We start from the raw sequence: 17,422 nt of genomic DNA, 5'->3' as shown, positions 1-17,422 counted from the left end.
CCGCCACGGTAGCAGCTGCGGACGAGCCCGTCTCAGCTCCACGCCACGCTTGCTGAAGAATTCAGCTTGCGGTGGTTCCCGGGCTTTCAGCGCGCCGTGGCAGGGTCGCCTCGAACACCACCTGCCCCGCCTCGTTGCGCGCGCCGATGCGGCCACCGTGGGCGCGGACGAACTGGTCGACGATGTACAGGCCCAATCCCAGGCCATTGCTGGGGTGGAAACTGGCCTTGAACGGCTCGAACAATCGCGGCAGCAGCGCGTCGTCGATCCGCCCGGCGTTACTCACCCGCAGCAGCACGCTGCGTGGATCACGGCCGTCCACCTCCACCCTTGCCTCGCTGCCATGGGTGAGCGCGTTGCCGACCAGGTTCGCGGCGACCTGGCCCAGCCGATCCAGATCGCCCTGCAGGCGGGTATCACCCTGCATGTCGAGCTGGACCCGCGCGTGGCCGTGGGCACTGCCCGCTTCGGCCACCACCGCCCGCGTCACCTCCGCAAGATCGCAGGCACTGGCCTGCAGGCGCAGGCCACCGCTGCGGATCCGCGAGAAATCCAGCAGCTGCTCGACCATCCGCGACATGCGCAGGGTGCTTGCTTCCAGGTACTTCAGCGTCTGCTGCGCACTGGCATTGTCCTCTGGAAGCTCCAGCGCCAGCTTGTCGGCACACAGCAGGATCGCCGACAGCGGCGTGCGCAGGTCATGGGTGAGCACGGCCGCCATCGTCTCGTTGAGCTTGAGCGAACGTTCCAGCGCCTCGTTGCGCGCTTTCAGCAACTGTCGCTGCTGGTAGAGCTCGATGAAGACGTTGACCTTGCTCAGGATCACCTGCGGCGCCACCGGCTTGTGCAGGAAATCGACCGCACCGGTTTCGTAGCCCTTGAAGGCACGCACCGGGTCGTCCGGCGAGGCGGTCAGGAAGATGATCGGCACATCGCGGCTGCGGTGCGAACCGCGCATCAGCTCGGCCAGGGTGAAGCCATCGATCTCCGGCATGTGCACGTCCAGCAATGCCAGCGCCACCTCGTGCTCCAGCAGCAGCTCCAGCGCCTGCGCGCCCGAGCCCGCAAGCAGCAGGTTCACGCCCTCGCGCTGCAGCAGCGCCTGCATGGCTACCAGGTTCTGCGGCACGTCATCGACGATCAGCAGGTTGACCGGGGTCTGCGACTGCGCAGGGTCCGGTGGCAGCAGGTTCATGCAAACAACTCCTTCAGGCGACGGCACATCAGTTCAAGGGGCAGCACGGCGTCGGCGCCAGCGTGCTGCAGGGCGGAGGCCGGCATCATCGATGCCTCGGCCTCCTCGGGACATTGCAGCCAGGCGCGCCCGCCAGCGGCGCGCACCGCAGCCACCCCTTCGCTGCCGTCACTGCTGGCACCGGTCAGCAGCAGCGCCAGCACCTGCGCGCCGAACACCGCCGCTGCCGACTCGAACAGCGGATCGATGGCCGGGCGCGAAAACAGCACCGGGGCGTCGACCGACAACGCCAGCGAACCGGCGTCTTCCACCAGCAGGTGATAGTCCGGTGGCGCAAAGGTCACCGTGCCGCGCTGCAGCGGCTGCTTGTCCTCCGCCTCGCGCACCGGCAGCGCGCAGTAAGGCGCCAGCACTTCGGCGATGCGGCTGCTGCGGTCCCGCGGCAGGTGCAGCACAGCCAGCACCGGTGCGGGCAGCGTCGCCGGCAGCGCACCGAGCACCGCCTGCAGGGCCGCGACCCCACCGGCAGAGGCGCCGATCACCAGCACGGCCGGGCGTATCGGCAACGCCATCAGGCAACCTTCCGGTACAGGCGATGCTCGCGCGAGCAGACCTCGAACGCACCATGGTGGCGACCGAACTGCAGCGATTCCTTGCTGCCCAGGCCAAGGAAGCCGCGATGCACCAGTGCTTCACGGAACAGGCCCACCGCGCGATCCTGCAGGTCGCGGTTGAAATAGATCAGCACGTTGCGGCACGACACCAGGTGCACTTCGGAGAACACGGTGTCGGTGGCCAGGCTGTGGTCGGCGAACACCACGTTGCGGCGCAGCTGGCGGTCGAAAACGGCGCCATCGTAGGCCGTGGCGTAGTAGTCGGAGAGCGAAGCGGTGCCGCCGGCCGCCAGGTAGTTGCGGCTGAACTGGGCCATCCGGTCGATGCCATAGGCACCCGCCTCGGCCGTGGCCAGTGCTGCCGGATTGATGTCGGTGGCATAGACGATGCTGCGCTCGAGCAGGCCCTCCTCGTGCAGCAGGATCGCCAGTGACCACACTTCCTCACCCGTACTGCAACCGGCTACCCACAGCTTCACCGAGGGGTAGGTGCGCAGCACCGGCACCACCTGCTCGCGCAGCTCGCGGAAATAGGCCGGGTCACGGAACATCTCCGACACCTGCACGGTGAAGAACTGCATCGCCTGCGCGAACAGGTCCGGCTCGTGCAGCAGGCGGTGCTGCAGGTCGGCCAGCCGCTCGCACTCGTAGCGCTGCATGGCCTGGCGGATGCGCCGCCGCAGCGACGACACCGCGTAGCTGCGGAAGTCGTAGTGGTAGCGCTGGTACAGCGCTTCCAGCAGCACCTTCAACTCCAGGTCGAACAGGGCCTGCTCGTTCATTGCCGCGAGCACCAGACCCGGCACAGCGAGACCAGCTTGTCGACATCGATGGGCTTGGCGATGTAATCGTTGGCACCGGCCTGCAGGCAACGCTCACGGTCGTCCGGCATCGCCTTGGCGGTCAGCGCGATGATTGGCAGGTCCTGCAGGTGGCGCTGCGCGCGGATCTCGCGCATCGCGGCCAGGCCGTCCTTCTCCGGCATCATGATGTCCATCAGCACCAGATCGACTTCGCGCTCGGCCAGGCGATCGACCGCTTCCTGGCCATTGCGTGCGATCTCCAGCGTCACGCCGAGGGGTTCGAGCACGCTGGACAGCGCGAAGATGTTGCGGACATCGTCTTCGGCCAGCAGCACGGTACGGCCGTCGAGCACGGTGTCGCGGCGGCGAGCTTCGCGCAGCAGGCGCTGCTGGTCGGTCGGCAGGCTGGCCTCGACGCTGTGCAGGAACAGGGTCACTTCGTCCAGCAGGCGTTCGGGCGAGCGCGCGCCCTTGATGATGATGCTCTTGGAATAGCGGCGCAGGCGCTGTTCTTCCTCGCGGCTGAGCGCACGGCCGGTGTAGACGATCACCGGCGGGAAGCCAACGTCATCATTGCCGGCCATGTGCTCGAGCAGATCGAAGCCGCTTCCATCGGGCAGCGACAGGTCCATCACCATGCAGTCGAAGGTAACCGTGCTGAGCTGTTCCAGCGCGCCGGCCAGGGTGCCCACGGCGACGATCTGCAGCTGATCACGGCCCAGCAGCAGCTCCAGGTTGTGGCGCAGTTCGCTGTCGTCCTCGACGATCAGCAGGCGCCGCATGTCGCGCTGGCTGGTCTGTTCCAGCTGCTCGATGGCCGTCACCAGACGCTCGCGCGTGGTCGGCTTGATCGCGAAGCCGATCGCGCCCAGCTCGCGTGCGACCTGGCCGCGTTCCATCGCCGAAACCACGTGCACCGGGATGTGGCGGGTGTCCGGATTGCGCTTCAGGCGCTCCAGCACGCTGAGGCCGGACACATCGGGCAGGCCGATATCGAGCAGGATGCCGTTCGGCCGCAGCTCGCTGGCCAGTGCCAGCGCTTCTTCCGCCGTGCTGGCGACCACGCAATCGAAGTCCAGCTCGTGGGCCAGCACCACCAGCGCTTCGGCGAAGCTGGCGTCGTCTTCCACGGCCAGGATCAGCCGGCCTGCACGCTGGCGCCGGCCACGGTCGTCGGCCACGCTGGCCGCGGCCGTGACCACGCCGGGCGCAATCACCGGCGCAGCGGGTGCGGGTACATGCACAGGCGCAACCGCTGGTGTCGCGACGGCAGCAGCGGGCGCCGCGTCCGAGTCAAGCGCAGGCGCCCCCTGCAACGGCAGTTCCAGGATGAAGCAGCTGCCACGGCCCGGCTCACTGTCGACCTGGATGGTGCCGCCCATGCGCTCGGCCAGATCGCGCGAGATCGACAGGCCCAGGCCGGTGCCGCCGTAGCGACGGCGGGTGCTGCCATCGGCCTGGCGGAAGGCCTCGAAGATCACCTGCAGCTGCTCGCGGGCGATGCCGATACCGGTATCGCAGACCTCGAAGCGGACACGGCCGTTGCCACCCGCACGCACGTGCAGGCTGACCTTGCCGTGTTCGGTGAATTTCAGTGCATTGGCCAGCAGGTTCTTCAGGATCTGCTGCAGGCGCTGGTTGTCGGCCACCAGTTGGCTCGGTGCCAGGGTATCGGCTTCGATCTGCAGGGCCAGGCCCTTCTGCCGCGCCATCGGCTCGAAGGTCTCGCGCAGGCGCTGCAGCACGCTGTCCACCACCACGACTTCGTCGGCCAGCTCGACATGACCGGCCTCGATGCGCGACAGGTCCAGGATGTCGTTGATCAGCGCCAGCAGATCGTTGTTGGACGACAGGATCGCGCGTGCGTACTTCACCTGTTCTGCGGTGAGCGTGCCGTCCTTGTTGTCGGCCAGCAGCTTGGCCAGGATCAACGAGCTGTTCAGCGGCGTGCGCAGCTCGTGCGACATGTTGGCCAGGAATTCGGACTTGTAGCGCGAGGTGGCAGCCAGCTCGTTGCTGTTGCGTACCAGCTGGCTCTGCGCGACCAGCAGTGCCTGCTTCTGCGCTTCCAGCTCGTGGGTGCGCTCTTCCAGCTGCACGTTGCTCTGTTCCAGCTCGGCCTGCTGCTGCTCCAGGTGTCCCTGCGACTGCATCAGGCTGCGGCTCTGCTCTTCCAGTTCCTCGTTGGCCACGCGTAGTTCTTCCTGCTGGGCCTGCAGCTCCTCGCCCTGGCGCTGCGATTCCTCCAGCAATACCACCAGCTGCGCGCGCAGCAGCGAGGCGCGCAGCGCCATGCCGATCGTTTCGGTGCAGCGCTCCAGCAGTTCGTCGTCGAGGTCGCGCTGCGCGCCGATGCGCGCGCGGCCCAGCTCGATCACACCGACCACGGCACCGTCGCTGCTGATCGGCGCCAGGATGCGCTCGCGCACCGGCACACGCCCGAGGCTGGTCTGCAGGTCGAGTACGGCGGCGTCATCGCCATACAGGTGGCGGATCCGCTCATCACGCGCCACCTGCCCCGCCAGGCCCTCCTGCAGGGCCAGCGACGCTGGCGTGCCAGAAGGCAGCGCCATGCCACCGGTCAACTGCAGCCGCCCCCCTTCCAGGCGATAGACCGCCCCCACGTCGGCATCCAGCTGGCCGGCCAGGTGCGTTGCCGCCGCTTCCGCGATCTGCTCCGGCCCAAGGTCGCCGCGCAGGCTCATCGCCACCGCGTTCTCGGCTTCCTGCAACCAGAGGGCGCGCATCGCCTGGCGCCGGGCCTGGATCGCGCGCGAGACGATCAGCGCGATCATCAGGAAGGCGCCGCCACCGATGGTGCGGTTGACGAACGAGAACGCCGAATTGCTGCTGTCCGGCGCGATGTTGTAGCCGATCACCAGAAGCACGCAGGCCACCACGGCGACGATGAACGGCGCCCGCGCACTGCGCTGGAACACCGTGACGCCCACGGCCAGGAAATAGGCCAGCCAGACCGCGTATCCCAGCGGCACCACCAGTTCCAGCGCGATGGTCGCCGCCAGCAGTAAGGCAGAGGTCATCCAGATCCAGCGGTCACGCGTGGTCGCACCAGGACGCATGCAGGTCGGTTCCAGAGGCAAAGGGTGGGTGATGGTACTCCGTGTCGCATTCAGCCGCACAGGACCAATGGCACGTGCCTGCCGTGCACGCATCCTTCACACTGCACTGCCTAGCTTCACGTCCCTCTCAGGGGTAACACTTATTTCCACGTGGACGCTGCCGCTTCTACGACGTCCGTGCTGACGGACCCTTCCCGACAACTGCGACTGCTGATCGACAGCGTGCGCGACCATGCGCTGTACCTGCTTGATCCCGAAGGCATCGTCTGCAGCTGGAACCCGGGCGCCGAGCGCATCAAGGGCTATTCAGCCGATGAAGTGGTGGGTACGCACTTCGGTCGTTTCTACCTGGCCACCGACCGCGAAGCCGGCGAACCGCAGCGCCTGCTCCGCCTGGCGGCGCAACAGGGCCATGTTGCCAGTGAAGGCTGGCGGGTACGCCGTGATGGCTCGTCGTTCCGCGCCAGCGTGGTCATCGAGCCGGTCGTCGAAGCTGGCGAACTGCTTGGCTTCGTCAAGATCACCCGCGACATCACCGAGCAATGGCAGGCACAGCGACTGCTGCGGGATGCCCAGCGTGCGCTGCGCAACACCCAGCAGTTCGAGACGGTCGGCCGGCTCAGCCGCGGCCTGTCGCACGAGTTCAACAACCTGCTGACCACCATCGGCAACGCACTGGACCTGCTGTCGCTGCGTGTCAGCGGCGACGATGTCCGCGCCGCCGCGCTGCTGGACGCTGCGCAGGCGGCCACCAACCGCGGCGCCCTGCTGACTCGCCAGCTGCTGGCCTTCAGCACGGGCCAGACCTTGATCCGCGAACCGCTGGACATCAACACGCTGGTGCGGCAATGGCTGCCGGACCTGCAGCGCGCCTGCCCGCCCACGGTGACGCTGGATGCCTGCCTCACGCCAGGCCTGCCGCAGGTAAGCACCGACGCAATGCAGCTGCAGGCCGCCCTGGCCAACCTGGTGGCCAATGCAGTGGAGGCCACCATCGATGGCGGCCGCATCCTGATCGGCACCGCGCTGGAACATCGGCTCGACCCGGATGCGGACACGACGCTGCAACGCGGCTATGTCACTCTCAGCGTCTGCGACGAAGGACACGGCATGGCAGCCGACATCGCCGAGCGCGCCAGCGAGCCCTTCTTCACCACCAAGGACATCGGCAAGGGCAGCGGCCTGGGCCTGAGCCAGGTGTTCGGATTCACTACCCAGAGCGGCGGCTTCGTCGATGTGTCCACCACGCCCGGTGTCGGCACCACGGTCAGCCTGCTGCTACCCGCAACGGAGGACCCAGCCCATGACCGATGAACCGATCCGCGTATTGATGGTGGAGGACCAGAACGATCTGCGCGAGATGATCGGCCTGGCCCTGCGCGATTTCGGCATCGAGGTGGCCACCACCGCCGATGGCCACGAGGCGGCGGAACTGCTCAAGGGCGAAGCGCGTTTCGACGTGGTGTTCAGCGATATCAGCATGCCCAACGGCATGTCCGGCATCGAACTGAGCGAGCACGTCGCCCGCGAACAACCGCAGGCACGCATGATCCTGTCCTCCGGCTATGCACGCTCGCAGCTGCCGCCGCTGCCGGAGCAGGTTGAGTTCCTGCCCAAGCCCTATCGGCTGCGCCAGCTGGTCGAGCTGTTGAAGCAGGACTGACGGCGTTTCGGTCTCGATGCTTTTTGTCCTCACCGAGGATCTGCTGTCCGAAGTTCCGGCACCGCTGTTCGTATCCCATCAGCGCCGCCCTGCCCCGCACGGCGGTAGCCGGTCAGCGACTGCCCGGTGTGCCGCCGGAAGTAGCGGCACAGATAGGACGCATCCTCGAAGCACAACCGCTCGGCGATACGCCCGATCGGCAGCTCGCTGTAGCTCAGCAGCGCCTTGATCTCCAATACCACCTGGCGGTCGATCAACGCCTTGGGCGTTTCATCGAAGCACTCGCGGGTGAGCTGCGAAAGATAGAACGGCGTAATGCACAGCGCATCGGCGTAGGACTGCACGTCGCGCTGGCGGGTGCTGCGCTGGCCGACCAGCTCCCAGAAACTCCAGGCCAGGCGCTCGCGCCGGCTGACTGGCGCTGCTGCCACCTTCTGCACCGGCAGCAGCGTGGCGAACTTCAGGAAAAACGTCTGCAACAGGTTGCGCAGCATCACGTGCCGATAGCGGCCACCCGCGTGCTGCGCGTCCATCAGCTGCTGCAGCCAGCCCTGCAGCAGCGGCACCTCCAGCGGCGACGGCACGCAATGCGGATGCTCATGCAGGAACTTGAAAAGTGCGTTGGGCAGGACATAGGCCACCTCCGACGCCAGCGCCTTCGGCATCAGGCAGACCACCGCCAGGAAGCCGCGCGATCGCTGCCGCAGCAGCGCCAGCGTGTCCTCGGCCAGCACCAGCATATCGTGCCGCTGCACCGCCACCTCACGGAAGTTCAGTGCGAAGCGCGCACGCCCGGACACGCACACCAGAACCGCCAGATACGCGTGCCCGAATGACAGCGGAACCCCCTGCCCCTCAGCCAGCGTACTGACCTCCAGGCGCATGGATTCGTCCTGATCCAGAAGCTGGGGTATGCGGTCCACGGGCTGATCCGGCTGGAATCCGGGGCCCAGCATACCCGCGCCAACGAGGCAGTTGTGAAAAGTACCGAAACCATCAAGGTCCAGCCCTGTGCCCCTGGCCCGGCGCGACCTAGCCTGTGCGCTCTCTTCCTGCCCCTGAACGGCCATGCCCCTGCACACCGAACGCCTGATCCTGCGCCCCTGGCGCGACACCGACGCCGCGGACCTGTACGAATACGCCCGCGACCCGCGCGTCGGGCCCATCGCCGGCTGGCCGGTACACACCAGCGTGGAGGAAAGTGCCGACATCATCCGCACCGTCTTCAACCGGCCCGAAGTCTACGCACTGCAGAGCCGCGAGGACGGCCATGCCATCGGCTGCGTCGGCATCCTGATCGGTGCCGACAGCAACTTCGAGATCGGCGAGCGCGAAGGCGAGATCGCCTACTGGATCGGCGTGCCGTACTGGGGCCGCGGCCTGGTGCCCGAAGCGGTGAGCGAAGTGATGCGGCATGCCTTCCTCGACCTGCGCCTGGACGCACTGTGGTGCGGCTACTTCGCCGACAACCTGCAATCACTGAGCGCACAGAGCAAATGCGGTTTCCAGCATCACCATACCGAAGTGAACAAGTTCAACAGCTTCCTCGGCGACTACCGCACCGAACACATCAGCCGCATCACCCGCGAGCAATGGCAGGCGCAACAGGCTGCCTCGCTGCGCGCGTGATCACGACTCAGCCGGCACGGTGCTGCATGAACAGAAGTTCCGGCGTCGAAGCGTCTTCCATCGACTGGAAGCCAAGGTCGCGGTACAAGGTCACCGCCGCGACGTTGTCACGATAGACACGCAGGGTCAGCCGCTCCACCCCGGTCGACTGCAGCGCCTGCGCCATCAGCGCCTGCATCAGTACACGTCCAAGTCCATGCCCGCGTGCCTGCGGCGAAACGATGATGCGGCCCAGGTGCAGCGTGCCGGAGGTCGTTGGCCAGTACTGGCCAAAACCAACGCACTGGTCACGCGCATCCAGCAGCACCCACCCCGGGCGCTGCTGCAGTTGCAGCGCTTCCGCGAATGCGTCCGGCGCGAGCGGATACGCCACGCCGGGACCGGCCCAGCGCTGGGTTGCGCTGGCCGAATCCAGCCATGCGCCGATGACGGCGTAGTGCGGAGGCTGCACGGGGTAAAGGTACTCAGTCATGGCTTGCGCGCGAGCAAGGATGGCCGCCATGTTGCGCGATCCCGGCCACCAGATCACGTTGCAGGGCAGCGCTTTAATTTTGTCCTACGACAATAAACAATGCCGATCGTCCACGGTCGCCACACCTGACGACCTCTCTTTTCCTTCTGCCCCCGGGGTTCGCCATGATCCACGGCCTCAGCGCTTTTCCTCTTACGCCGATGACCGAATCGAGCATCGACCTGCGCGCCTTCGCCGGCCTGGTCGAGCGCTTGGTAGCCGCTGGCGTCGACTCCATGGGCGTGCTCGGCTCCACCGGCAGCTACGCCTACCTGGAGAAAGCCGAGCGCATGCGCGTACTGCGCGAAGCCCTGTCCCATTCGGGCGCCGTCCCGGTCATAGTGGGCATCGGTGCGCTGCGCACCCGCGATGTACTGGCTCTGGCAAAGGATGCTGAGGATGCCGGTGCGGCCGGCCTGCTGCTGGCACCCGTGTCCTACCAGCCATTGAAGGACCATGAGGTCTACACGCTCTTCGAATCGGTGTGCACGGCAGTGCGGACCCCGATCTGCGTCTACGACAATCCCGGCACCACCCACTTCCGTTTCAGCGATGAACTGCATGGGCGGATCGCCGCCCTGCCCAACATCGCCTCAATCAAGCTTCCACGCCTGTCCGACGATCCTGTCGAAGCCGCAGCGCGCGTCGCCGCACTACGCGCCCTTCTTCCGGTGCACGTCACGCTGGGCATCAGCGGCGACGCTGCCGCCGTGCACGGCCTGGCCGCCGGCTGCGATGGCTGGTACTCGGTGACCGGCGGGCTGTTCCCCGGGGTGGTGCAGCAGATCACCCGCGCGGCCGGCAACGGCGACATGGCGACGGCCCAGGCCATGTCGGCGAGGCTGGCGCCGCTCTGGGCGCTGTACGACCGCTTCGGTGGCATCCGCGTCATGGCGTGCGCAGCGGCGCTGATGGGCCTGTGTGCCGAGGATGGCCTGCCACGACCCTTGCTTGGGCTGCGAGGCGATGACCGAGCGCAGGTGGCCGAGGTGCTGGAAGGTCTGGCGCTGCTGTAGCGCTCGAAGACGGCGTCCCGGGCGGCGCGTGGGTGGTGACCCCGGCCCGATTCGAACGGGCGACCTTCCCCTTAGGAGGGGGACGCTCTATCCAGCTGAGCTACGGGGCCATGCAGCCGGGAAGTTTACAGGCAACGTGCCCTGCCCTCCAAGCATTCATGTCCGGCCCGGCTCCGCTGGCGCGTTGCACCATGTCCGCACGGGGCGCTCTGCTACCATCGGCGATTCAGTTCATCGCGTCCCCCACCTGCCCGCGATGGCGCCAAACAACGTAACGAAACACAGGAGTCTGCATGTCTTCCGAGCTGCTCAAGTCCCTTGGCCTGGACGCGATCAACGCTGGCACGTACCTGGGCAACGGGGAGTGGTCGAGCGCGACCAGCGGTGAGCTGATCACCCCGGTCAACCCGACCACCGGCGAGCCGATCGCGCAGGTCCGCGCGACCACCGAGGCCGAGTACGAGACCGTCGTCGCCCGCGCCCAGGAAGCCTTCAAGGCCTGGCGCACCACGCCGGCCCCGCGCCGCGGTGAAGCCGTGCGCCTGTGCGGCGAAGCGCTGCGCAGGCACAAGGACGCCCTGGGTTCGCTGGTTGCCCTGGAAATGGGCAAGAGCAAGCCGGAAGGCGATGGCGAAGTGCAGGAGATGATCGACATCGCCGATTTCGCCGTGGGCCAGAGCCGCATGCTGTACGGCTACACCATGCATTCCGAGCGCCCCGGCCACCGCATGTACGAGCAGTACCACCCGCTGGGCCTGGTCGGCATCATCTCGGCCTTCAACTTCCCGGTCGCGGTGTGGAGCTGGAACTCGTTCCTGGCCGCCATCTGTGGCGACGTGTGCATCTGGAAACCGTCCAACAAGACGCCGCTGACCGCCATCGCCTCGCTGAAGATCTGCAACGATGCACTGCGCGAAGCCGGCTTCCCGGACATCTTCTTCCTGATCAACGATGCCGGCACCGCGCTGTCGGAAAAGATGGTGGATGACCGTCGCGTGCCGCTGATCAGCTTCACCGGGTCGACCCAGGTCGGCCGCACCGTCAACGAGAAGGTCGCGCGCCGCCTCGGCCGCTGCCTGCTGGAACTGGGCGGCAACAACGCCATCATCCTGGACGAAACCGCCGACCTGAAGCTGGCCGTGCCGGGCATCGTGTTCGGCGCCGTCGGCACCGCCGGCCAGCGCTGCACCACCACCCGCCGCCTGATCGTGCACCGCTCGATCTACGCCGACGTGCTGGCCACCCTGGTCAAGGCCTACAAGCAGGTGGAAGGCAAGATCGGCGACCCGACCGACGCCGCCAACCTGATGGGCCCGCTCAACAGCGACGGCGCCGTGCAGCAGTTCCTCGATGCGATCGCCCAGGCCAAGGCCGCCGGCGGCACCATCGAAACCGGTGGCACCCGCATCGACCGCGCCGGCAACTTCGTACTGCCGGCGATCGTCTCCGGCCTGAAGAACAGCGACGCCGTGGTCCAGCACGAAACCTTCGCGCCGATCCTGTACGTGATGCCGTACGACAGCATCGACGAAGCCATCGACATGCAGAACGGCGTGCCGCAGGGCCTGTCGTCCTCGATCTTCACCCAGAACCTGAAGACCGCCGAGAAGTTCCTGTCGGCTGCCGGCAGCGACTGCGGCATCGCCAACATCAACATCGGCACGTCCGGTGCGGAGATCGGCGGCGCCTTCGGTGGCGAGAAGGACACCGGCGGTGGCCGCGAGTCCGGCTCGGATGCGTGGAAGGTCTACATGCGCCGCCAGACCAACACCATCAACTATTCGGATTCGCTGCCGCTGGCCCAGGGCATCAAGTTCGACCTGTGATGGCAAACGACGCGGACACGTCCATGGGTCAGAGCCCCTCCGGGGCTCCGACCCTCGATTTCAGTGGGCGCCGCGTGCTGATTGCCGGCGGCAGCAAGGGCATTGGCCGTGAAATGGCGCTGGCGTTTGCCGGCGCCGGTGCGCAGGTCTCGGTCTGCGCGCGCGGCCAGGCCGGTCTGGATGCCCTGCGCGCCGATGCACGGGCGCAGGGCTTCGAACTGCACGCGTTTTCCGCCGATCTGGCCGCCCCCGGCCAGATCCAGGCCTGGCTGCAGGCCGCTGCCGACGCGCTCGGTGGCATCGACGTGCTGGTCAACAACGCCACCGGCTACGGCATGGCCGACGACGAGGACGGCTGGGCCGCCAGCCTGCAGGTCGACCTGATGGCCGCCGTGCGTGCCTCGCGCCTTGCACTGCCGTGGCTGCGTGCCTCCAGCGACGCCTGCATCCTCAACCTGTCTTCGATTGCCGCGCAGCAGCCGCGTCCCGGTGGCGCGCCCTATGCCGCCGCCAAGGCCGCCCTTTCGCACTACACCACCTCACAGGCGCTGGCGCTGGCCAAGGACCGGATCCGGGTCAATGCCATCGCGCCGGGCTCGATCGAGTTCGATGACGGCCTCTGGGACCGCCGTCGCGTCGAGGAGCCAGCGCTGTACCACGGCACCCTGGCGAAGATTCCGTTCGGCCGCTTTGGCCAACCGCGCGAGATCGCCGACGCCGCCCTGTTCCTGTGCTCGCCGCTGGCGCGCTGGGTCACTGGCAGCGTGCTCAACGTGGATGGCGGCCAGGTGTTGATGGGCTGAATCTGTAGAGCCGAGCCCATGCTCGGCTTGCGCGCAAAGCGCGGTCCACACCGCATCGGCCCGGAGTTCAGCCGAGCATGGGCTCGGCTCTACTGGGCACTGCCCATGGGATTGCCGGGGCAGACGCACTATCATGTGCACACTGCCAAGGAGGACCCCGATGAGCGTGGCACCCCGACAGACAAGCGCCCTGGCCGTGGTCAGCCTGGTCATGGGCATCGCCAGCTGGACCGTCCTGCCCTTCGTGGCCAGCATCGTGGCCATCATCACCGGCCACATGGCCCGCGCCGAAATCCGCCGCCGCCCGCACGAACTGGAAGGCGATGGCCTGGCCGTCACCGGCCTGGTGCTGGGCTGGGTGATGGTCGGCGCCGTGATCGCCGCCCTCCTGGTCTTCATCCTGTTCTTCGGCGGCCTGGCCTGGCTGGCGGCGGTGTCGAACTGACGCCATGACCACTTCCGACAGCACCGAACGCTTCAGCAGCCGCGTCGCCGACTACGTCCGCTACCGGCCCGACTACCCGCCCGCGCTGCTGGAGTGGCTGCATGGCCCGATGGGTGTCAGCCAGCAGGCGCGTGTCGCCGACATCGGCGCCGGTACCGGTATTTCCAGCCGCCTGTTCCTGGCCACCGGCCATCCCGTTGTCGCGGTTGAGCCCAATGCGGCCATGCGGGCCGCGGCCGAACAATGGCTGGCTCCGCAGTACCCGCAGTTCCGCGCGGTGGACGGCCGCGCCGAGGCCACCACACTGGACGATGCCAGCGTCGATCTGGTCAGCGTCGCGCAGGCCTTCCACTGGTTCGACACCGTGGCGGTACGCGCTGAGTGGCAGCGCATCCTGCGTCCCGGCGGCCAGGCATTGATCTACTGGAATTCGCGCCTGCTCGATGCCAGTCCGTTCCTGATCGGCTACGAACAGCTGCTGCTGGACTACGGCACCGACTACACCGCCGTGGCCGAACGCTACCAGGACGACGCCACCATGCAGGCCTGGTTCGGCGCAGGCCTGCGCGGCATGGTGGAGTTGCCCAACGTGCAGCACCTGGACTTCGATGCCCTGCGCGGGCGCCTGCTGTCCTCCTCCTACGCCCCCCAATCCGGTCATCCGCACCACGCGCCGATGATCGACGCTCTGCAGCACCTGTTCGCCGCCCACGCGGTCGACGGCCAGGTTGCTTTTGAATATCGAACCCGAGCCTTCCTCGGCACGCTGGACTGAACCGACGCATGTATTCGCTTGCCCGCCCCTTCCTGTTCTCGCTCGACGCCGAGCGCGCCCACGGCCTCGGCCTGTCCGCACTGGACCTGGCCTATCGCACCGGCACCACGCCGCTGCTGGCCGCACGCATCGCGCCGATGCCCAGCACGGTGTTCGGGCTGACCTTCCCCAATCCGGTCGGCCTGGCCGCCGGCCTGGACAAGAACGGCGAGCACATCGATGCATTGTTCGCGCTCGGCTTCGGCTTCGTTGAAATCGGCACCATCACGCCGCGCCCGCAGGCCGGCAATCCGCAGCCGCGCCTGTTCCGCCTGCCGGAACACAACGCGATCATCAACCGCATGGGCTTCAACAATGCGGGCGTGGACGCGCTGGTGCGCAATGTCGAGCGTGCGCGCAACCGCCGCGGCCTGCTCGGCATCAACATCGGCAAGAACAAGGACACCCCCAATGAACAGGCCGTGGACGATTACATGGCCTGCCTGGACAAGGTGTACCCGCTGGCCGACTACATCACCGTCAACATTTCCTCGCCCAACACCGCCGGCCTGCGTGAACTGCAGGAAGAAACCGCGCTGCGCCAGCTGGTCAGCCAGCTGCGCGACCGCCAGGAAGACCTCGCAGCCCAGCACGGCCGCCGCGTGCCGATGCTGGTGAAGGTGGCGCCGGACCTCAGCGAGCGCGACATCGATGCCGCCGCCCGCGTGCTGGGCGAGCTGCAGGTGGACGGCGTGATCGCCACCAACACCACCATCGACCACGGCAAGGTGGCTGGCGACCCGCTGGCCAACGAGGCCGGTGGCCTGTCCGGTGCGCCGGTGCTGGAGCAGTCCACGCTGGTGCTGCGCCGCCTGCGTTCGCGCCTGCCCGAGTCGGTGCCGTTGATCGGTGTTGGCGGCATCCTGTCCGGTGCCGACGCCGTAGCCAAGATGGCCGCAGGCGCAGCCCTGGTGCAGTGCTACAGCGGCCTGATCTTCCGTGGCCCGGCCCTCGTCTCCGAATGCGTGGAGGCAATCCGTCGCCGCCGCGAAGCGCCGAGCCGCGGTGCGGTGGCCCCACTGTGACCGCGCCCATGGACACCATCGACGGCAACGCCCCGCTGCGCTGGACGCTCACCCGCAATGCGCCGCTGCAGGCACTGAACACCTTCCACGTGCAGGCCAGCGCCGCGCAGCTGCTGGAACTGCACGATCCCACGCTGCTCCCGGAGGTGCTGGCACTGCCCGAGGTGGCCCACGGCCCGCTGCTGGTGCTGGGTGCCGGCAGCAACGTGCTGATCGCCGAGGACCTGCCGGGCACCGTGCTGGTGTTCGGCAACCGTGACATCAGCTTCCTCGAACACCGCGCCGACCACGCGGTGATCCGCGCCGGTGCGGGTGTGCCATGGCACGGCCTGGTGATGTGGTCGCTGCAGGAAGGCCTGTCCGGCCTGGAAAACCTGGCCCTGATTCCCGGTACGGCCGGTGCCGCACCGATCCAGAACATCGGCGCCTATGGCGCGCAGGTCGGCGAGTTCATCCAGGCGGTCGAAGCCTGGGACTGCCAGGAGCAGGTCTGGGTACGGCTGGACAACGAACAATGTGGCTTCGCCTACCGCGACAGCGTGTTCAAGCAACAGCCCGATCGCTACCTGATCACCGCCATCGAACTGAAGCTGCCGCTGCTGCACGATCTGCGCATGGACTACGCCGGCATCCGCGAGGAACTGCAGGCACAGGGCGTGGAGCTGCCGAGCGCGGTGGACGTGGCCAATGCGGTGATCACGATCCGCCGCCGCAAGCTGCCCGACCCGGATGTACTGGGCAACGCCGGCAGTTTCTTCAAGAACCCGGTTCTGCCGCTGGAACAGGTCGACGTGCTGCTGCAGCACTTCCCCGACCTGCCGGTGTTCCCGGCTGAGCAGGACGACAAGCGCAAGGTCTCGGCGGCCTGGATGATCGAATCCTGTGGCTGGAAGGGCTTCCGCGATGGCGATGCCGGCGTGGCCCCCAGCCATGCACTGGTACTGGTCAACCACGGCAACGCCACCGGCGCTGAACTGCTGGCGCTGGCGCGACGCATCTCTGCTTCCGTGCTGGAAAAATTCGGCGTGCCAATCGAACCGGAGCCCCGCCTGCTCGGCGCACAGTGGTGAACACCCCCGCCCTCTCCCCCACCGCCACCCCGATGCGGGCGGCGCTGCTGATGCTCGGCAGCACCATGGCGTTCGGCCTGATGGCGGTGGCCATCCGCTATGCCACGCGCTACGTGCCAACCCAGGAAGTGGCGTTCTTCCGCAATGCCTTCGGCCTGCTCGCGTTGCTGCCGATGCTGCTGCGGCCCGGCCGTGCGCCGTTGAAGACGCAGCAGCTGCCACGCTATTTCGTGCGCAGTGCAATCGGCCTGGGCTCGATGCTGTGCGCGTTCTGGGCGCTGGGTCATCTGCCGTTGGCGCAGGCGGTTTCGCTCTCCTATTCCACGCCGCTGTTCGTCACCATTGCCGCCGTGCTGTGGCTGGGTGAAACCGTGCGCGTGCGCCGCTGGGCCGCGGTCGTGGTCGGCTTCATCGGCGTACTGGTGATCGTGCGTCCCGGCACCGCCGGCTTCACCGCCGGCAGCCTGGTCGCGGTGGGTGCGGCGGTACTCAGCTCGCTGGTGGCGATCCAGATCAAGCAGCTGACCCGCGTCGACAGTGCCGATACCGTGGTGCTCTATACCTACGTGTTCTGGGTGCCGCTGTCGCTGGTCCCGGCGCTGTTCGTCTGGGTCTGGCCGACCGGGTCGGCCTGGCTGTGGCTGCTGGCCACCGGCGTGCTCGGCACCGTCGGCCAGCTGTTGTGGACCCGCGCGCTACGGCTGGGCGAAGTCTCCGCACTGACTCCGATCAGCTTCCTGCAGCTGCCGCTGGTGACGCTGTTCGGCTGGTTGCTGTTCAACGAAAGCGTGGACCGCTGGACGATCATGGGTGCCGGCATCATCCTTGCCGCCAACGCCTATATCGCCCACCGCGAAGCCGTGCTGTCGCGCCGCGCTGCGAGCTTGGCCGCCTCTGCAGCGGCCAAGCCCGCCGAGTAGAGCCACGC

General features: G+C 67.4%; 17 protein-coding genes and 1 tRNA gene. 11 read left to right on the top strand and 7 right to left on the bottom strand.

Features of this window, described 5'->3' with window-relative positions:
- Window positions 1–61: 61 nt before the first annotated feature.
- Genes CCR98_RS09365 through CCR98_RS09350 form a run of 4 tightly spaced genes read right to left on the bottom strand, consistent with a single transcriptional unit; the run spans window position 62 to window position 5,692 of the window.
- A complete protein-coding gene (locus CCR98_RS09365; protein WP_087922371.1) occupies window positions 62–1,195 on the bottom strand; it encodes a hybrid sensor histidine kinase/response regulator in 1,134 nt (377 codons plus the stop codon).
- Window positions 1,192–1,767, bottom strand: a complete 576-nt coding sequence (locus tag CCR98_RS09360; protein ID WP_087922370.1) for a chemotaxis protein CheB — start codon at window positions 1,765–1,767, stop codon at window positions 1,192–1,194. The genes CCR98_RS09365 and CCR98_RS09360 overlap by 4 nt, the downstream gene beginning before the upstream one ends.
- Complete coding sequence (locus CCR98_RS09355; protein WP_014036988.1) at window positions 1,767–2,591, bottom strand: CheR family methyltransferase; 825 nt, start codon at window positions 2,589–2,591, stop codon at window positions 1,767–1,769. Before CCR98_RS09355 ends, CCR98_RS09360 begins: the two co-directional genes overlap by 1 nt.
- Window positions 2,588–5,692, bottom strand: a complete 3,105-nt coding sequence (locus CCR98_RS09350) for a response regulator (protein ID WP_087922369.1) — start codon at window positions 5,690–5,692, stop codon at window positions 2,588–2,590. Before CCR98_RS09350 ends, CCR98_RS09355 begins: the two co-directional genes overlap by 4 nt.
- Before the next feature lie 177 nt (window positions 5,693–5,869).
- On the opposite strand from CCR98_RS09350, the gene CCR98_RS09345 reads away from it, so the two are divergent.
- Both CCR98_RS09345 and CCR98_RS09340 read left to right on the top strand, forming a co-directional pair.
- A complete protein-coding gene (locus CCR98_RS09345; RefSeq protein WP_087922368.1) occupies window positions 5,870–7,006 on the top strand; it encodes a PAS domain-containing sensor histidine kinase in 1,137 nt (378 codons plus the stop codon).
- The gene (locus tag CCR98_RS09340) at window positions 6,996–7,355 is read left to right on the top strand and encodes a response regulator (protein ID WP_014036985.1); all 360 of its coding nucleotides are present in this window, start codon (window positions 6,996–6,998) and stop codon (window positions 7,353–7,355) included. Before CCR98_RS09345 ends, CCR98_RS09340 begins: the two co-directional genes overlap by 11 nt.
- 29 nt (window positions 7,356–7,384) lie before the next feature.
- Here CCR98_RS09340 and CCR98_RS09335 read toward each other — a convergent pair whose 3' ends face one another.
- Window positions 7,385–8,278 (bottom strand): helix-turn-helix domain-containing protein, encoded by an 894-nt coding sequence (locus CCR98_RS09335; protein WP_087924165.1) that lies wholly within the window; start codon window positions 8,276–8,278, stop codon window positions 7,385–7,387.
- Between the two features lie 145 nt (window positions 8,279–8,423).
- On the opposite strand from CCR98_RS09335, the gene CCR98_RS09330 reads away from it, so the two are divergent.
- Window positions 8,424–8,984 (top strand): GNAT family N-acetyltransferase, encoded by a 561-nt coding sequence (locus CCR98_RS09330; protein ID WP_087922367.1) that lies wholly within the window; start codon window positions 8,424–8,426, stop codon window positions 8,982–8,984.
- 7 nt (window positions 8,985–8,991) lie between these two features.
- Here CCR98_RS09330 and CCR98_RS09325 read toward each other — a convergent pair whose 3' ends face one another.
- Complete coding sequence (locus tag CCR98_RS09325) at window positions 8,992–9,456, bottom strand: GNAT family N-acetyltransferase (RefSeq protein ID WP_087922366.1); 465 nt, start codon at window positions 9,454–9,456, stop codon at window positions 8,992–8,994.
- Window positions 9,457–9,620: 164 nt separating this feature from the next.
- Here CCR98_RS09325 and CCR98_RS09320 point away from each other — a divergent pair, with 164 nt between their 5' ends.
- Window positions 9,621–10,511, top strand: a complete 891-nt coding sequence (locus CCR98_RS09320; protein ID WP_087922365.1) for a dihydrodipicolinate synthase family protein — start codon at window positions 9,621–9,623, stop codon at window positions 10,509–10,511.
- A gap of 33 nt (window positions 10,512–10,544) precedes the next feature.
- Here CCR98_RS09320 and CCR98_RS09315 read toward each other — a convergent pair.
- A tRNA-Arg gene (locus tag CCR98_RS09315) sits at window positions 10,545–10,621 on the bottom strand.
- Between the two features lie 183 nt (window positions 10,622–10,804).
- Here CCR98_RS09315 and CCR98_RS09310 point away from each other — a divergent pair.
- The 7 genes from CCR98_RS09310 (at window position 10,805) to CCR98_RS09280 (ending at window position 17,414) form a co-directional block, all read left to right on the top strand.
- Window positions 10,805–12,337: an aldehyde dehydrogenase family protein gene (locus CCR98_RS09310; protein WP_014036960.1), complete on the top strand. Its 1,533-nt coding sequence runs from the start codon at window positions 10,805–10,807 to the stop codon at window positions 12,335–12,337.
- Window positions 12,337–13,140, top strand: coding sequence for an SDR family NAD(P)-dependent oxidoreductase (locus CCR98_RS09305; protein WP_198361072.1), 804 nt, complete (start codon window positions 12,337–12,339; stop codon window positions 13,138–13,140). The genes CCR98_RS09310 and CCR98_RS09305 overlap by 1 nt, the downstream gene beginning before the upstream one ends.
- A 160-nt stretch (window positions 13,141–13,300) precedes the next feature.
- Window positions 13,301–13,585, top strand: a complete 285-nt coding sequence (locus CCR98_RS09300) for a DUF4190 domain-containing protein (protein WP_087922364.1) — start codon at window positions 13,301–13,303, stop codon at window positions 13,583–13,585.
- A gap of 4 nt (window positions 13,586–13,589) precedes the next feature.
- Window positions 13,590–14,360 (top strand): class I SAM-dependent methyltransferase, encoded by a 771-nt coding sequence (locus CCR98_RS09295; RefSeq protein ID WP_087922363.1) that lies wholly within the window; start codon window positions 13,590–13,592, stop codon window positions 14,358–14,360.
- Between the two features lie 8 nt (window positions 14,361–14,368).
- Entirely contained in the window at window positions 14,369–15,424 is a 1,056-nt protein-coding gene (locus tag CCR98_RS09290) for a quinone-dependent dihydroorotate dehydrogenase (protein WP_087922362.1), read from the top strand.
- An 8-nt stretch (window positions 15,425–15,432) separates the two neighbouring features.
- Entirely contained in the window at window positions 15,433–16,494 is a 1,062-nt protein-coding gene (gene murB, locus CCR98_RS09285; RefSeq protein ID WP_087922361.1) for a UDP-N-acetylmuramate dehydrogenase, read from the top strand.
- A gap of 32 nt (window positions 16,495–16,526) precedes the next feature.
- Window positions 16,527–17,414 carry a DMT family transporter gene (locus CCR98_RS09280; RefSeq protein WP_087922360.1) on the top strand — a complete coding sequence of 296 codons (888 nt, stop codon included), beginning with the start codon at window positions 16,527–16,529 and terminating at the stop codon, window positions 17,412–17,414.
- The last annotated feature ends 8 nt before the right edge of the window (window positions 17,415–17,422 follow it).

The sequence above is a fragment of the Stenotrophomonas sp. WZN-1 genome, from assembly GCF_002192255.1.
Taxonomy (GTDB): Bacteria; Pseudomonadota; Gammaproteobacteria; order Xanthomonadales; family Xanthomonadaceae; genus Stenotrophomonas.
Note: the sequence above shows the minus strand (reverse complement) of the source record. Positions and strands in the feature narration are given on the sequence as shown.

Excerpts from the sequence above, each read along its gene's own strand:
- CCR98_RS09365 (WP_087922371.1), bottom strand. The coding sequence starts at position 1,195 with ATGAACCTGCTGCCACCGGACCCTGCGCAGTCGCAGACCCCGGTCAAC.
- CCR98_RS09360 (WP_087922370.1), bottom strand. The coding sequence starts at position 1,767 with ATGGCGTTGCCGATACGCCCGGCCGTGCTGGTGATCGGCGCCTCTGCC.
- CCR98_RS09355 (WP_014036988.1), bottom strand. The coding sequence starts at position 2,591 with ATGAACGAGCAGGCCCTGTTCGACCTGGAGTTGAAGGTGCTGCTGGAA.
- CCR98_RS09350 (WP_087922369.1), bottom strand. The coding sequence starts at position 5,692 with ATGCGTCCTGGTGCGACCACGCGTGACCGCTGGATCTGGATGACCTCT.
- CCR98_RS09340 (WP_014036985.1), top strand. The coding sequence starts at position 6,996 with ATGACCGATGAACCGATCCGCGTATTGATGGTGGAGGACCAGAACGAT.
- CCR98_RS09330 (WP_087922367.1), top strand. The coding sequence starts at position 8,424 with ATGCCCCTGCACACCGAACGCCTGATCCTGCGCCCCTGGCGCGACACC.
- CCR98_RS09325 (WP_087922366.1), bottom strand. The coding sequence starts at position 9,456 with ATGACTGAGTACCTTTACCCCGTGCAGCCTCCGCACTACGCCGTCATC.
- CCR98_RS09320 (WP_087922365.1), top strand. The coding sequence starts at position 9,621 with ATGATCCACGGCCTCAGCGCTTTTCCTCTTACGCCGATGACCGAATCG.
- CCR98_RS09310 (WP_014036960.1), top strand. The coding sequence starts at position 10,805 with ATGTCTTCCGAGCTGCTCAAGTCCCTTGGCCTGGACGCGATCAACGCT.
- CCR98_RS09305 (WP_198361072.1), top strand. The coding sequence starts at position 12,337 with ATGGCAAACGACGCGGACACGTCCATGGGTCAGAGCCCCTCCGGGGCT.
- CCR98_RS09300 (WP_087922364.1), top strand. The coding sequence starts at position 13,301 with ATGAGCGTGGCACCCCGACAGACAAGCGCCCTGGCCGTGGTCAGCCTG.
- CCR98_RS09295 (WP_087922363.1), top strand. The coding sequence starts at position 13,590 with ATGACCACTTCCGACAGCACCGAACGCTTCAGCAGCCGCGTCGCCGAC.
- CCR98_RS09290 (WP_087922362.1), top strand. The coding sequence starts at position 14,369 with ATGTATTCGCTTGCCCGCCCCTTCCTGTTCTCGCTCGACGCCGAGCGC.
- murB (WP_087922361.1), top strand. The coding sequence starts at position 15,433 with ATGGACACCATCGACGGCAACGCCCCGCTGCGCTGGACGCTCACCCGC.
- CCR98_RS09280 (WP_087922360.1), top strand. The coding sequence starts at position 16,527 with ATGCGGGCGGCGCTGCTGATGCTCGGCAGCACCATGGCGTTCGGCCTG.